The following is a 17,182-nucleotide window of genomic DNA, read 5'->3' on the forward strand; positions in this document are numbered from 1 at the left end:
AGTACAACGTTTCAGGAATAACTAATAAAATAACAATAGTTAAAATCAGGTGAGGTAATGAAGTTATTTAGAACTAGAGCAGCTAAAGAATTAAGGTCTAAACAAGAAAGACCCACTTCGCATTTTATCCCTTATAAATGTCATTGGGATAGTAATACCATTTTAACTAAAGATAATTCGTTATTGCAAGTTATTAAAATAAACGGCTTTTCTTTTGAAACTGCAGATGATGAAGATTTGGACATTAAGAAGAATATAAGAAATGCCTTACTTAAAAATATGTCTTCGGGAAATATCGTTATGTATTTCCATACTATTAGAAGACGTAAAGCAGTAATATTTGATGATACTGAATTTACTTATGATCCTACTGTAAAAGTACCTAATGATTTTATTACTTATTTAGGTGCAGAATGGCGTAAAAAACATGCCGGTAGCAAGTCGTTTTTTAATGAATTATATGTTAGCATTTTATATAAGCCTGATACCGGCGGTGCTGCTATAGTTGAGTATTTTCTAAAGAAGCTTAGACAAAAATCTAATAAAACCGCTTGGGAAAATGACATGAAAGAGATGAAAGAAAATCTTCAAGAAATGTCAACTAGAGTGGTTAATACATTCAGAAGTTACGGAGCAAGATTACTTGGAGTTCGTCAAACGCCGTCAGGTAATTATTGTGAAATTTTAGAATTCCTTTCCTCTTTAGTTAATTGCGGTGATTCACCCGGTCCTATAGCATTACCGCGTGGTACTATTGACGAATATTTACCGACACATCGCTTATTTTTTGATTCACGTACTATTGAAGCAAGAAGTCCGCTTGGCAAAAAATATGCAGGAATAATTAGTATACTTGAATATGGTCCTAATACTTCAGCGGGAATTTTTGACGGATTCCTGCAAATGCCTTTTGAATTTATCATGACTCAAAGTTTTGTTTTTGCTAACCGAACTGTAGCAATAGGTAAAATGCAATTACAACAAAACCGAATGATACAAGCAAGTGATAAGGCTACTTCACAAATTGCCGAAATTTCAACGGCACTTGATATGGCCACTAGCGGTGATATCGGTTTTGGTGAGCACCACTTATCCCTTTTATGTTCTGCAAATAATATTAAAGCTTTGGAAGATATATTGTCAATGGCAGCAGTTGAGCTTTCTAATTCAGGAATTCAACCGGTCAGAGAAAAAGTTAATATGGAACCTAGTTATTGGGGGCAGCTACCCGGAAATATGGAATATATAGTACGTAAATCTATTATCAACACCTTGAATATGGCTAGCTTTGCATCGCAGCATAATTACCCGCTTGGTAAAATTAAAGATAATCATTGGGGAGAATATGTCACAGTACTTGATACTACTTCAGGTACGCCGTTTTATTTTAATTTCCATGTAAGGGATGTTGGACATACTCTAATTATCGGTCCAACAGGTGCCGGTAAAACAGTTCTTATGAATTTTTTATGTGCTGAAGCACAAAAATTCAAACCTCGTATGTTCTTTTTTGATAAAGATCGAGGAGCAGAAATATTTATACGTGCTTTAAACGGAGTTTATACAGTAATTGACCCGGGTTTAAAATGCAACTTTAACCCTTTGCAGCTTGAAGATACTAGTGAGAATAGAACGTTTATTTTAGAGTGGCTTCGTGTGCTTGTAACTTCTAACGGTGAAAGTTTAACTGCACAAGATAATAAAATCTTATCTCAAGCGGTAAGCGGTAATTTTAGATTAGAAAGAAAAGACAGAAGGCTTAGTAATGTTATAGCATTTCTTGGTATTGATACACCAAATAGTTTGGCAAGTAGGATTGCAATGTGGGTCGGTAAAGGTTCACACGCTAAGATATTTGACAATGAAATAGATGATATCGATTTACAAAAAGCAAGGGTATTCGGTTTTGATATGACTGAATTACTTAAAGATCCTATAAGTCTTGCACCGGTATTGTTATATATTTTCCATCGTATTAATATCTCTTTAGATGGGCAGAAAACTATGATAGTGCTTGATGAAGCATGGGCTTTAATCGATAATCCGGTATTTGCACCTAAGATCAAAGATTGGTTAAAAGTGTTGAGAAAATTAAATACTTTTGTTATATTTGCTACGCAGAGTGTTGAAGATGCTGCAAAAAGTAGCATTAGTGATACGTTGATTCAACAAACAGCCACGCAGATTTTTTTACCTAATTTGAAAGCTACGGATATTTATCGTAGTGCATTTATGTTAAGTCAGCGAGAATATATTTTAATTAAAACTACCGACCCTACTACACGTTATTTTTTAATAAAACAAGGCATAGATGCCGTAGTTGCCAAAGTTAATTTAGACGGTATGAATAATATAATTAGTGTTTTATCCGGCAGAGTTGAGACTGTAATATTGCTCGATCAAATTAGAGAGAAATACGGCAATGATCCGGATAAGTGGTTACCTATATTTTATGAAGCAGTTAAAACATTATAGATTGGAAGTGAGTCAAAAAGGACTGTCATACCGTGGTTTGACCACGGTATCCATACTCATACTATTCTTGATTGTTTTTATAGATACCGTGGTCAAACCACGGTATGACAGTCTTACGATACACGAGGCAAGTAACTAGTTATGAAATTATTTCCTCGTAGTATACTTATAACATTAGTAATAAGCTTTGCCCTAAATTTAGGGCTAGTCACTACAACTCATGCCAAAGATACTCTTGATAGCATTGTAGATGTTTTAAGCGGCTTAACTTGTGAAACTCAAGGAGTCGGTGATTTATTGCGTAGTGAATTCTCTCATACATGTATTGTTGCCCCGTTCTTTACTTTTGCGGTAATGAATCTTGTTTCTCCCGTTTTATACATGAATACGTTTTTAAAGCTTAAAATAAACGATAACGATTTATTTGGTAAGAATGAGCATGATGATTTTGGGTATTTCCCTGGAGGTCAATGTACTCGTGAAAACAGAATTGATCCTAAAAAGCCGGAATTACGTTTTGCTTTATGTAGTAATGCTAAATTAATTGTAGCTCGAGCAGAGGCCGTAGCAAAATCGGCACTTGCTATTGCTAAAGCTGTATTAACAGGGAGCGATCCTTGGGACGATATAAAAGAAGCATGGAAAAATAATAAAAAGGATTATTATGTTCCATATAGCGGTAAGCCCGGTGATGACGGTTTTGCCTTGGATGTAGGCTTTCCTGTAATATATTGGAAAGTTATTCAAGATAAAGATAGAATATGTGTCTCAACAAAGGGGTTTACAGGAGATGTTCCCGTCGGCTGTAAATATATGAAAGAGCCGTTTCCGAAATCCATGTATAATAGTTTTATGGATGTAGGAGATAAGGATTTTATTGAGGATCCAAATGAAACTCCTACCGATCCTTTAGCCTTAGTTTCATGCAGTAGTGCGGGTGGAGGATGTTATCAAAAAGCTTATAATGCTTCAAAAACTGCAGTAGTCATGACCTCTCCTCTTATAGAATGTATAAGGCAAATGATTGCTAGGTTACTAATTAGTAAAGATGTTTGTAGTTTTGATAATGTAAGTCAAGTGATTAATTTGGCTTCAAGGCAAGATAGTGCATTATTTCAGTTCCAAGTAGGAATGTATAAAATAGTTACGGCTTTCTTAACTTTATATGTTATGTTTTTTGGTTTTAAACTGTTACTTGCAGGTGAAGTGCCGCCAAAAAGTGAGTATATAAATTTTATATTGAAAATGATATTCGTAACTTATTTTTCAATAGGAATTAATATAACCCCTGGTAGCGGCTCTCCGTATGACCGGCTAGACGGTATGATTCAGTGGGCGTTTCCTTTCTTACTTGACGGTATAAACGGTTTAGCAAGTTGGGTTATGAATGCTGCTCCGTCTAATTTATGTAAATTTAACGGTCCTGGTGTTTCCTATGATGGCAGTGTTTCCTATATTGCATTATGGGATGCATTAGATTGTAGGGTAGCTCATTATTTAGGGCTTGATATATTATCTACGTTACTTGTCGAAAATGCTTATCGAAGCCATGATTTTTTAAATTTTGATTTCTTTAGTTTTAGCGCTCCGCCATATATTTATTTGCTAATTCCGGCGATAATCTCCGGTAATATGATGCTAGTGTCACTCGCTCTTTCTTATCCGTTACTTGTGATTTCGGTTGCTGCCTTTATGGTTAATGCAACGATTATGTGTATGATATCTATAGTAATACTCGGTATTTTAGCTCCTCTTTTTGTACCCATGTTTTTATTCACGTATACACGAAATTATTTTGATAGCTGGGTTAAACTAATGATCTCGTTCTTGCTACAGCCTATGGTGGTAGTTACTTTTATGATCACGATGTTTTCGGTATATGATTATGGTTTCTACGGTCAATGTCAATATAAGAGCAAGTTAATTCACAATAGTATAGAAAATCTTGCACAGGGCGGTACTTCAAGTCGTGATGTTTTGATATTTTATATTAATAATGATTGGAATGATAAGTCACAATATCCTACTGATGAGGATGTGGAAAGTTGTCAAAATAGTTTAGGTTACATGTTAAATAACCCTATTACCACGGCATTTAATTTTGCAAAAGATAGTGTAAGTGAAATTGTCGATAGTAAACCGGGCGATACCCCTACCGATAAATTTCTTGCCAAATTTCAATTTTTATCGGGAGTGATTTTAGGTCCAGGGATGTTTTTTATGTCCCCAAAAGTGCTTTTTGAGAAAATTAAAAATATTTTGCTTGCGTTAGTTACGGCATGTTTTACATTGTATTTGATGTATAATTTTAGTAGTCAGCTGGCTGAATTTGCTGCAGATATGACGGAAGGAGTAGCTCTTAATAATGTTGCTATAAAGCCGCAAGCAATATTTAAGGCAGCTATGGCAGCACTTGCTACTGCGGGTGCTGCAACCAAGGGTCTCGATCAGGTAGCAAGTAGGGGAGGAGGTGTAAGTGATTTAGCAGGTGGCTCAGGCGGCGGAGTAAGCGATAATGTTGCTGCAAGCGGAGGTGCGTCGGCACCTATGGTAACGCCGACAACTTCGTCTTCTGTAGCCACTTCTAGTCCAAAAACTGTAAGTAGTGAAGCAAGATCGGATGTTGTTACTCCTCCTCCTGCTCCTCCGGAAGTTGTTTCACCGCCTGCTAGCATTAGAACTGCTATTTCTATACCTGCACCACAAAGTAATATTGAAGCTGCAAGTGCCGGAAAAATCATAAGAGATAATAATCAAGAAAGTAAAAAAGAGATCGATAATACTCCGCCTTCACAAGAAAAAGTTGAAAATGCAACTCCACAAGAAAAAGTTGAAAATGCAAGTAAGGGTTCAGGAGTCATTGATTATAGTTTTAACTTGAAGGAACATGATAATCCGACAGGAGTAAAGCAGATACGGGAAAATGCAGAGATTCGGGATAAACGTGCAGCAGTAGAGAAAGCGTGGAACGAATTAGTAGCAAGTGGAGGAGGAAGAATAAGAGACCAGCAAGGTGAAGAAATATCAGAACGACGTGCAAATGCCGAAAAAGTATGGGATGACTTAGTAAAAAACGGCGTAATAACGGAGATTAGAGAAAGAGATAATAGTGCAACTAATAAATTTGATAAATTAGCTGATGAACTTAATAAATCAGAAAAAGCAAAGGTAGAAGACAATAAAAATATAGAAAACGACAGAAAAGAAGATGATACTACTACGTCACCGCAAGAAAAAGTTGACAGTACAAGTAGGGGTTCAGGAGTAATTGATTATAGTTTTAACTTGAAAGAACATGATAATCCGACAGGAGTAAAGCAAATACGGGAAAATGCAGAGATTCGGGATAAACGTGTAAAAGTAGAAAAAACATGGAATGAACTAGTAGCAAGCGGAGGAGGAAGAGTAAGAGAACAAGAAGGAGGAGAAATATCAGAACGACGTGCAAATGCTGAAAAGGCATGGGATGAGTTAGTAAAAAACGGCGTAGTAACAGAAAAAAAAGATAATAGTTCTAATGAAAACTCTTAAAACCTTAAAGATATTTATTATAGTTTGTATAGCGTCTGTAAGCTTAGCTAGCTTTGCCGGCTTTGGGGAATCATGTTCTAGTTTACCGACTACTTCAGACAAATATTTAGAAACAGATACGGCATATGGCTATATAATTCGTAATATTGATATGAAAGATCCGAGAGGTAATTGTGACTCGGCTGTGCCTGGTATAACGTTTTGTTTTAAAAATATAGAAGGTAGTAGTAGCCCTTGTACTATGTATACTTTAAATGAAGGTGATTCTAAGAAGATTAGCGATTTAAGTACTGATAATAATCCTGATCTTGGAGCAAATCCTGTATTACAGAATATCGTGTTAACGGTTAAAAAATGGGATAATGATTTATGTTTAGTTATGCCCACATCAAGGGGACCGATACCGGTAGCATGTAAATCTTTAAGTGCTACTCCGCCGCCTACTCCGCCTGATGATGAAAATTGTAATATAGGAAAAAGCTGTTATACGGGAGCAAGTTATAGTCAATCGTTAATTAATTTTTCCGGTCTTGCAGTTCAGTGTTTGAGTGAAACGCTTAATAAAATATTTTTTGTCGGAAATAGCTGTAGTTCTCAAGATCAAAATTCTAGAATAACTCATCTTGCCGCTTTTTCTACGTTTCAAGGTTATTTAAAGAGAACTATAGGTGCCGCACTAATTCTTTATACTATGTTTTTTGCCTTTAATATGGCTCTAAATAAAGAATATGCAAGTACTGAAAAAATAGCTCTTTTTATAATAAAATTCTTATTTGTTGCTTATTTTTCCCTCGGTCTTGGACCTTTAGATTTTAGCGGTGGTCAGCCGACAAAAGAAAACGGTATGTTAAAATACGGACTACCTCTTTTGACGGGAGCAGCACCGGACTTTGCACAGATGATCTTTAATGCAGCAGGTTCTAGAGGATTATGTCAGTTTGATAATTCAAAGTATAAGGACGGTTATAAATTTTACGGTTTATGGGACGCTATTGATTGCCGTATAGGTTATTATCTTGGTTTGGATTTACTTTATAATATAGATAAGAATGGAGTTTTAGGGAGTTCGGTCGGCAATGGTCCCAGTGGTAATAATGAGAAGATACCTAACCTTGGTACTCCGGATAAAAATAGTCCGAATGATTTAAGTAAAGCAGGATCACTGAGGTTTTTTACCGTTATGTTTGGATTCTTTATGGCTGGAAACGTCATTATACTTGCAGCAGGTTTAGTATTTTCTGTAATATTTTTATCTATACTTTTATATTTTATTACGCATTATTTAGTTTGCATGATTACTATTTACGTTATGACATATGTTTCTCCTATATTCATTCCTATGGCTCTATTTACTCGTACAAAAGCTTATTTTGACGGGTGGTTAAAAGTATGTATCTCATGTGCATTGCAGCCGGCAGTAATAGCAGGTTTTATAGCTTTATTAATAACTATGTATGATTCCGCAATATTTAAAAATTGTGAATTCCTTAGATATGATTATGAAAAAGGAGATATTAGATTTAGTACTTTTGAGTTAAGGCTCCCTATTGGTGCTGCAGACAAATGCCAGGAAAGTTTTGGATATAAAATGTTACAATATTATGCAGGTGAAGGTTGGGAAGAGCATTTATTGATACTTTTCCCAATAAAATCAATTGTTAGAGATGTTGTATCTATTTTAGCGGAACTTTTGTGCGTATTAGTATTTTCGGTTATTTTTTATTATTTCTCTAAATCTATAGGGCGGTTTGCCGCTGATTTAACTAATGGTCCTAATATGGACGCAGTAACGGCAAGTCCAACTAAAATCGTTGATTTAGTAAAGAAAGGAGCCGCTTTCCTTAAGGATGCTGCTATGGTTTCGCAAGGCAAGCCACCGGTAGGAGATAAGCCGAGTGGAGGAAGTGGACGTAAAGGTGGGGAGCAAAGTGATGATACACTTGGTGCAGCCGGAGGAAGTAGTGATAATGCCAAAGACGCTTTATCGATAAGTGGAGGTAAATGATAGAATATGCAGAGTAACTTGTTAAAAGTTTTAGGAGTACTCGCTATAGTAGCAACGTTAGTTTGCTTTATTTTTGCAGCACTTGGTATGATAGGAGCAGTAAAAGTCGGTAACGGCTGCTACATGAGATATGACGCAAACGGTAAAGGCGGTACGGATTCAATAACCGGTACTATAACCCTTAATGCTAATGCTAATTATGTAAACACTTCTAAGATGCTGCCCGACGGTACAACTCAGCTTATTCCTGATCCTACTCGTTACGGTGAATGGTTAAATACTCAGGTGCTAGTAGAAAATAGCCAACCGGTGAATTTACAAGTGGTTGGTCAGATTAGTTTGTGTTTAGCTTATATACCAAAAGATAATTTCCAACGTACTGGACCTGGATCTAATTTAGACGATAACGGTAAAATGATTCCGATCCCTCGTATCACCGACGCCAATACTCCGCCTGTCTCTCTAATAATGGATGCAAAAAATAGTGAGTGGCGTAATATTGCCGAATTATACGCTAATGATAGGGTTTTAGTTTCCGTATCTCCTAATTTTGCCGGTACGGAGGCGACAGTTAATGATGTCTTTAAAGGTACTGCGGTTACGAAAGATTGTTCACAAGGCAAAACTTCTTATGAGCCGATTTGTGGAAAATATTCTATTTATTCCGGTCAATATGTTAATGCTTGTGAATTGAAACAAAATTATTGGCAAGGTAATAAGCATCGGGAAGAATGTCATTGTATTTTGGGATGTATTCATCAAGAAGTTGTTTCTCAGTGGGTATGTGAGAGCACTAATTTAGTTTCTCATTGTTGCATTGGTTTTATATGTGACTCCTTACCTGTTTGGATAAATCACTATGGAACAATGCCAGAATCTTATAAAGACGATGGTAGTTTTACCTTTAGTTGGTCAGATAATTCGGGTAATTTATTTATTGATTATTCAAATCTTCAATGTTCCAATAATGCTAATATTTTACCGAATGGTCAATGTCCTGATAGTGTTGATAATCGTAGTCCTAAAGATAAAGATTATATTGGAGGTGTAAATTGTACTTCAGGAATATGTAACGACGGAGATTTTCAAAAGAATCGGAGATTTTGGTATACGGCGGACGGTAAAGGAGGCAAAGGACCAACCGGATTAATATATCAAATGAATGATGCGGGTTCTGTAAGTCAAGCTTTGCCTTCTAATCTAGAATTTGCTAAGTTTGTTGCAGATTCAGATCAACCGCCTGAATATAAAGATAAAGACGGTAAATATATATATAAAGTTATATATAATATACCTTTTAACAGCAATATTGAAAAAAGTTATTTACAATATAGACTTTGGTCTCCCACCTCACAAGATGCTAGTAAGAATACGGGCGGATATGTTCTAAATATTAAACAGACTAAATGCTATAGAGAGAACGGTAATAGTTTTAACGATACTTTTGATGATCGGGGACGAGTGCAATACATAATAGTAGCCGGTTCAGAAAACCCGAATACTAGCGGTAAACCTTATTCACCTCAAGGAATTAACGTTGATAGTGACGGTAAAGCTAACGTTAATGTAAATGGAGACGGTTATATATGGATGAGAATTCTAAACGATTCTAATGATTACAAAGATAGTAATGGTAACTATAAAGTACATTTCTCAACATCCTTAAAAGTAGGAAGTTTTACTATTAAAGTAATGAATCCGTTACTTCAGTTATTTAAAACTAAAGTGCAAGGGGCTGCTACTTCTATTTTTAAAAATATGGTATGTTATAAAGCTAGTGATAGCTCGTCCTGTACTAACTTTTTTACCTATATTAAAGCGATTTTAATTCTGTATGTGATGACTTACGGAGCAATGTTCTTGCTCGGCTTTGCTAAGATAAACCAAAAAGAGCTAGTAATTAGAATAGCAAAAATCGGAGTAGTGAGCGGACTTATGAACGGTAATACTTTTGAGTTTTTCAATAACTATCTTTTTGATGCAATTACCGGTTTTTCAGACGCAATTATTGCTAATATGAGTGGGTATAGTTTGTTTACTTCTACTAATACTATTTCTAATCCTTTTATGTTTTTAGATGCAGTAATGAGTAAAATATTTTTTAGTCAAACATTTATCGCTCAATTACTTGCGCTTCTTTCTCTTGGGCTTAGCGGTATTATATATTTTATAATTACTTTTATTGCGCTTGGTATAGTAATTATTACGGCACTTAGAGCTATTGCCGTTTATATTATGGCATTTATGGCAACTTGTATATTAATCGGTATAGCCCCTTTATTTATTAGTTTCTTATTATTTGATTTTACTAGGTATTTATTTGATAATTGGGTGAGGTTTACGATTCGCTATATGATAGAACCGGTAGTTATGATGGCGGGTATTATAGTACTAACACAGCTATTTACCATTTATCTAGATTTTGTTTTAGGTTATAGCGTTTGTTGGAAATGTGCTTTACCGATAAAAATTCCGTTTATCGGTACTATTTTACCTATTGCATTACTGAATGTACCGATCTTCTGTATTAATTGGTTTGCCCCTTGGGGGATGGATTATATGTCAGGTATGATGGGAGTGAATATGCAAAATATCGTAGCTTTAGTTATTATTGCTTACGGTATGTACGGTTACGTCGAATTTTCAGGACGTATGGTAGCAAAATTAACTAGTGCTGCCGGACCTTCGGCTACTGGTATGGGCGAAGCAATGTATAATGCTGCAGAACAGAAAACGTTGAGTCAAGTAGGAATGGATGCCGAGACAAGAAAAGGTATTACCGGTAGAGCGGAAGCACGATTAAAACAACGTAATAAAACGTTAGATCAAGCTGAGAAAAACAGAAAAAATACGCCGCAAGAAGGAGGTGAGAAGACAAATGAAGAACCGCCTAAACCTGAAACACCGAAATAATGTAATATGATGAAAATTCTTAAGAGTTTAGTTTTATTAGTTTTATTTATGACCGCACCAGCTAAAGCTGTTGATGCTTTTTCATGGATGTCAACCGGTTTTGGTGGGTTAAAAAGCTTATTCGGTTGTTTAGAAGTGCCTGAATTTACAAGTTTTCAAGAGGGTAATATAGGAATTAGTTTATCTACAGCCGGAACTTGGCAGTCAACAGGTAATGCTGTTGAGAAAGGTAAATTGTTAAAAATAAATTGGTCTACTTCAGGTATTACTCCTGAACCTAGAAAATATCTAGTATTATATAGAATTGATCCAAGGTTTAGTACGCCGCAAGTTTTCATTAAAACTTATAATTATACTAAATTACAATTTGAAGTTTTAGGATTTCCTCGTTTTGTTACGGAAAATAACGGTGCTATACCGCCTGATAAAGACCTTGATGCACTTTCATTTACTAAAATGTCTGATTCTGTTAAGTATTTTAACTATTCTAACGGTAATTCGAGAATTCAAGTTAATGCCGGCGATGTAGTAAATATTAGTTTAGTTAGTAAAGATAATTTTTTTAGCCCTAATACTCCAAAACTTCCTAATACTGTAGATAATATTTTAACACAGGAACTTGATAGTTCGGTATTCGCTGCTTCTGCACTTTATACTCAAAGTAACCTTGGCAAATTTGATAATAGAATCATTTACTCATCTGCAGAGCAGGTATGTAATATGATAGATGCTTCAAGAACAAGCGTATGTAGCGGCACAGGCACTGCTACAAAATATCAAAATACCGATAACGGAGTAATAGTCGGTAAGCCTATGATAACGGGAGCGGTACAGAATTTTATGGGCTTAATTAATTCTTGTCCTGCTAATGCTGGTATAGATACTAGCCCTGCTTGCTATTACGATCAAGGTAGAGGGATGATAATTAAAGTAGGCGGGCAGGTTATTAAGGGACGAGATCAGCGTTTTGTAAATTCAGGCAGTACTCAAAGTAGTTTTATATATTATCAAGCGACTAGCGGCGGTACTATGGATTTTACTAGTGATTGGTCGTCTACCGGAATGTTTAGTAATTCAGTTTTAATGAGTGATTGGAGCCGAAATTATTCTGGTGATTATAATAGGTTTGTAAATGATATAAATAAGAATGATTGGTCAGCTAATTTTTTATATTTCGGTCGTTATGCGATGATTGTTGAAATAGGTAACGGGACAAATTCAATTAGTCCGGGTGATCAACAAAATATAAAGTTAGAATATTTAATAACACCGGACGGTGCGTTACCGGATTCATCTGTTCGCGGTACGCCGGTAGATTATAACGTTGCGACTGATGCACCGCAAGATGGATATTTATGGTTAAGGGTGGTAAATCCTAATAGTAATATACAAGGGGTAGTTAGTGTAAATTATGCTAATTATACCGGTACAACTTGGTTTTCTGATATAGTATATAACGGTGCTATTAAACCTATTACCGATCAGTTTAGAACTTTTAGTCAAAACTTTTATATTAAGTTAGTTAAAAATTCTGCAGTGCAGAATATAGCTAAAGCTGCATTAACCCTTTATGTTACTATATTTGGACTAATGTTCGTTGCGGGAGCATTAAAATTAACTGCCGTAGAAGTAATAACACGTATATGCAAAATAGCTATAGTAGCTTTTTTAATTAGAGAAGAAAGTTGGGATTTCTTTAATACATATTTCTTTAGTGTATTTACTAACGGTATTGATTTCTTTGTAACTAACGTAGTAGGTGCTACAAGCTCTAGATCTAATATTTTTGGTTTTATTGATCCTATATTTGATAAATATACTAACGGTAGGATTTGGGGACTACTATTTATTGAATTATTGCAAATACATAATGGTTTAGCATTGATCGCTATTATAACCATTTATTCTCTCATCACTTATTTTAGAGCTATTTTAGAAGTTATAATAGGCTATGTTATTGCATTCATAGGGGTAACGGTGCTAATTTCATTAGCACCGTTTTTCATAATATTAATGTTATTTGAAAAAACTAAGAGTTTATTTGATAACTGGATATCGATATTGCTTAGCTATGTAGTGCAGCCGACAATATTATTGATTTTCTTTTTATTGATAGATCAGGTTTTATCTGAACAGCTTTTAAAAGTAGTAGTTAGAGCCTGTTGGGATACTCTTATACCGATAAAAATAGGGCTTGATTTAACAAATCTCGGTATTCCGATCAATTTCTCTTTTACATTGCCGTTCTTACCCGGAATACCTTTCTTTGTACCAGATGTTCCGGAAATTAGTAGCTCGAATATTTTAACGAACAATGCTAATACTTTCTTAGTATTATTTACTACGGCTTTATTATTTTATTCATATTGCCTGATGTCATATGGTTTAGTAACTTTTGTAAATGTAGTAGTCGGAATGCTTACAAATGTTACACCGGCACGAATATCAGGAAATTATCAAGCACGTTCTGATCCTGTGGGAGCCGTTATGCATGATATAGGTTCGGTAACAAAACCGATTAAAAAGGCTGCAATGGCTCCGGCTAGAGTTTTCAAAGACAAGATAATTGATCAAAATTATAAAGCTAGAAAACCGGAAGGAGGCGGTGAGTATACAAATAAATTCCTTGCCGAGCGTAATGATGGAAAGAAAGAGGAAGGAGAGAGAAAGTAAATAAATTGTCATACCGCGACTTGATCGCGGTATCTATCTATAAAAATTAAAAATAACTGTCTTTAAAGATGCCGTGATCAAGTCACGGCATGACACAATAACTTGAAATGAACAAAAATATTTTTATTACATTATTAATATCGCTATTGTTGCTTTCCGGTTGTACCGGCGATACTTGCATTGACCCTGATGATTTCGGTTTTATCAAATTTAATGTCTCTTCTAGATATGATCCGGAAGAAATTACTTCAAAACAGGAGGGAGATCAGGTAGCACCATGGCGTGATAGTGCTTATAAAGTAAACGGTTATCCTTTAACCGTTATGGTAAGACCGTGGAGTTATATACTTGGCGATAAAAATACTTCAGGTCAGTTATCTGCATGGTGTCCATGGTATGGTCAAAAAAATAATACAACTACTTTGGCTGCTTTTTGCGTTAAGTTACAACCGTGTCTTTTTATAGATAATGACATGTGCAGACCTAGTCCTACAAATCAAAATGATGCGGCTATTTATAATGCCCCATGTATAATGACAAACGGTGTAGGGCTTTATTTTCTTATTGCCGCTAAAAATACCGATCCTAATATTTCGCCGGATTCACAGCGTAAACCGCAAGGTATAACTCAGCATTTAGGAGAACCGCCTCCAAATAACGATTATGCATTTTATAGTATTAGTAGTACAGGACAATTCTTGCAAGCCGGCGGTATAAATTATCAATATAAAGGTGAGGATAAGTCAAAATATGCTCAATCTCCTCTTTATTTTAAGATTATAGATAAATTTTATAATGATAATAGCGGGCAATATAGATTAGTGATAAAGTCCGGAGTTAGTGATACTAGACCTGACCCATTACAATTTTTAACGAATTTGATAAAAAAAGTATTATTTGGTACTAGTGATCAAGATCCCGGAATTGTAAGAAAAGTTTATAAACAAATAATTGATACTTCTGGTTATAGAATGAGTGTCTCGGCTATTTTAACTCTATATATAATGTTTACGGGCTTTTCCTTTTTAATAGGTAATATAAACCTTACTCATGTCGAACTTATAATTAGAATATTAAAAGTTAGTATAGTCTCAATATTATTAAGTACGGATAAAGCTTGGACGTTTTTTCATGATTATTTATTTGTATTTTTTATTGATGGAGTTCAGCAAATACTGCAAATAATTAATGAGGCTTCCGCTAACGGGCCAGGTTCTCAAAGCTTGCTTGGGTTACTTATTTCTCCTCAAACTTTATCTAAATTATTTTCTTTACTGTTTGTTGAGTGGCTTGGCTTTATATATATCATTCTATATTTAATAGCTCTGTATTTTATTTTCTTTCTTATATTTAAAGCTACTATTATCTATCTAACCGCTCTTATAACTATCGGTATGATTATCACTATGGGACCGATATTTATTTGCTTCATGTTGTTTAATATCACTCGTTCGTTATTTGAGAATTGGTTAAGGCAATTAATATCATATGCACTACAACCTCTAATCTTATTTGCCGGTATCGCTTTTATTGCAATGATCATCAGAACCGAAATATATTCAACGCTTGGTTTTGCGGTATGTAAACATGATTTTCCTAATTTAGGTCCGATAAATGAAATATTCGGTAGTTTCCTTGAGGATATAGATCCAAGTCTTGGTAATTCGATATTTTATTGGTGGTTCCCCGTACCAATGAAAGGCGGTATAAATAATTTCCACAAAGCAAAGATATTAGTTCCTGAAGATCATATAAAAGATGACGGCACTACTAACGGTAAGCATTGTGCTGCGTATGAGTGTATAGATGAACGCTATATTGAGTTACCGTTTTTAGATTTAGTTAAAGATGCAAAAAGAATTAGTCATTTTATAAATGGGAAATTTGTCCAACTTGACGGGATATTACTGATTTTTGTGTCTATTTATTTACTAAGTAAATTTAACGATACTGCTATATCGACAGCAGAATTTATTGCCGGTACTTCGGGTAATTTAACAGACATACAAAAAGTTAATCAGCAATCTTATGCATCTGCAGCGAAGCAAATGAATAGACCGCTAAATTATGTGGCTAAGACAGTAAGTGCACCTGTAACTACCCGTGTAAGTGCGAAGTTAGAGGAAACTAGTATGTTCTTTGCCGAGAAATTTGAAAATATGATGATGGGAAGACTTGAAAATCAAGCTCTTGGTTCTTCTGCTAACAAAGCCGTACAAAATGAAGTTAAGAGGAAATATGGTATAGATTCTAAAGATGTAAAAATGAATGCTATTACGGATTATGAAAACGGTATTTCAGGATTATTAAAGAATTTACCTAAAGGGAATGAATTAAAAGCAAAAGAACTATCGCAAATGAAATTTACTCAGCTTCGAGATAAAATTGCTGAAAATAAATATGGAGTGAAAGATTATGCCGCTTTAAGTAAAGAACAAAAAACTGAGCTTGATAAGTCATTAAAAGATGCTAACTTACGTGAACTCGCTAGTGATGCGAACTTTACTAGAGATTATCAAAAAGCTTATAAAGATGCTCATCAAGATATGTCAGGGCGAGGAGTAGGTTTATTTGGTAAGAATATAGGAGTACTTAGAAGTTGGCAAGAGATGGAGCATCGGGTTGAATCTAAGAGAGCTTTAAAAGAACAAAAACGTGTAGGTATAGGCGAAAAAATATATGCTGGTTATACAGGAATAAAAAGAGGGGCTTTAACTGCAATAGTTGGTAAAGATTTACGTGATGCTTATGAGGGTAATCTAACTAGTGCCGAATGGCATGATTTTGAATATAACGATCCAAGACTTAGAACTTATAGCGAAAAATTAAAAGATGAAGAAAAAGCACGAGAATTTAAAGAGCTTCAAATGCATATTAATAAGGAAACGCTAGCTGCTCAAGCAGATGTGTTATCACCGGAATATCTAGCAAGACTAGAGAAAACAGGTAGACAGAGTGATGTGGAATATTATCAAGAATTAGCTCAAAGAAAGCTCATTCATGAGGTACGTAGTAGGTTATCCGAGGAAGATGATCCGGTAATGATGGGTGACAGATTTATGCGTGAGAAAGCTACTGATTCTCAGATGCGGGATATGATAGATAACGCTCATAGAAAACATGCACAATTTATAGATGAAGATCGATATACTCGTCGTCAAGAGCATTATGATATTATGCACGAGAAAGCTCAGGCAAATTTAGAACAAACTTATAAAGAGCTTAAAGATCATTTCAAAAGAGATGATATCAAGCTCGAAGAAATGCCGGCATTAATAGCACAAAAGGTCAAAGATACTGACGGGGGAGCTGAAATAGACAAAAAGATTACAGAAGAGATTAATAACTTTAATGCTGATGTTAAAAATTACGAATATAGTACTGAAGTACTAAATAAAATAGAGGATAGAAAGCAAGTTATTACCGATGAAGTAAATGCTCAGATCGATCAGATTAATAAATATAGGGAAAATGCAAAAATGCAAACCTATGTAAAACCTATAGTAAATGAAGGCAGAAAATTAAGAAAATTAGAAGATCATTTGAGAAATATGCAGTAGTAAAAAATATAGAATTTTTGTTTGC

6 protein-coding genes are annotated in these 17,182 nt (G+C 34.9%); all 6 read left to right on the forward strand.

Going from position 1 to position 17,182, the window contains the following annotated elements:
- Window positions 1-57 precede the first annotated feature (57 nt).
- The 6 genes from ACIAS7_RS02965 (at window position 58) to ACIAS7_RS02990 (ending at window position 17,157) form a co-directional block, all read left to right on the forward strand.
- Complete coding sequence (locus tag ACIAS7_RS02965) at window positions 58-2,475, forward strand: VirB4 family type IV secretion/conjugal transfer ATPase (RefSeq protein WP_473199283.1); 2,418 nt, start codon at window positions 58-60, stop codon at window positions 2,473-2,475.
- Between the two features lie 141 nt (window positions 2,476-2,616).
- Complete coding sequence (locus ACIAS7_RS02970) at window positions 2,617-6,006, forward strand: TrbL/VirB6 family protein (RefSeq protein ID WP_473199284.1); 3,390 nt, start codon at window positions 2,617-2,619, stop codon at window positions 6,004-6,006.
- Complete coding sequence (locus ACIAS7_RS02975; RefSeq protein WP_473199285.1) at window positions 5,993-8,011, forward strand: TrbL/VirB6 family protein; 2,019 nt, start codon at window positions 5,993-5,995, stop codon at window positions 8,009-8,011. Before ACIAS7_RS02970 ends, ACIAS7_RS02975 begins: the two co-directional genes overlap by 14 nt.
- A gap of 6 nt (window positions 8,012-8,017) precedes the next feature.
- Window positions 8,018-10,924 carry a TrbL/VirB6 family protein gene (locus ACIAS7_RS02980; RefSeq protein ID WP_473199286.1) on the forward strand — a complete coding sequence of 969 codons (2,907 nt, stop codon included), beginning with the start codon at window positions 8,018-8,020 and terminating at the stop codon, window positions 10,922-10,924.
- Between the two features lie 9 nt (window positions 10,925-10,933).
- A complete protein-coding gene (locus ACIAS7_RS02985; protein ID WP_473199397.1) occupies window positions 10,934-13,597 on the forward strand; it encodes a TrbL/VirB6 family protein in 2,664 nt (887 codons plus the stop codon).
- A 107-nt stretch (window positions 13,598-13,704) separates the two neighbouring features.
- Window positions 13,705-17,157, forward strand: a complete 3,453-nt coding sequence (locus ACIAS7_RS02990; RefSeq protein WP_473199287.1) for a TrbL/VirB6 family protein — start codon at window positions 13,705-13,707, stop codon at window positions 17,155-17,157.
- The last annotated feature ends 25 nt before the right edge of the window (window positions 17,158-17,182 follow it).

Source organism: Rickettsia sp. 109562A South Dakota (assembly GCF_055791265.1).

Bases quoted from the DNA above. Each gene is read 5' to 3' on its own strand.
- ACIAS7_RS02965 (WP_473199283.1), top strand. From the start codon at position 58: ATGAAGTTATTTAGAACTAGAGCAGCTAAAGAATTAAGGTCTAAACAA.
- ACIAS7_RS02970 (WP_473199284.1), top strand. From the start codon at position 2,617: ATGAAATTATTTCCTCGTAGTATACTTATAACATTAGTAATAAGCTTT.
- ACIAS7_RS02975 (WP_473199285.1), top strand. From the start codon at position 5,993: ATGAAAACTCTTAAAACCTTAAAGATATTTATTATAGTTTGTATAGCG.
- ACIAS7_RS02980 (WP_473199286.1), top strand. From the start codon at position 8,018: ATGCAGAGTAACTTGTTAAAAGTTTTAGGAGTACTCGCTATAGTAGCA.
- ACIAS7_RS02985 (WP_473199397.1), top strand. From the start codon at position 10,934: ATGAAAATTCTTAAGAGTTTAGTTTTATTAGTTTTATTTATGACCGCA.
- ACIAS7_RS02990 (WP_473199287.1), top strand. From the start codon at position 13,705: ATGAACAAAAATATTTTTATTACATTATTAATATCGCTATTGTTGCTT.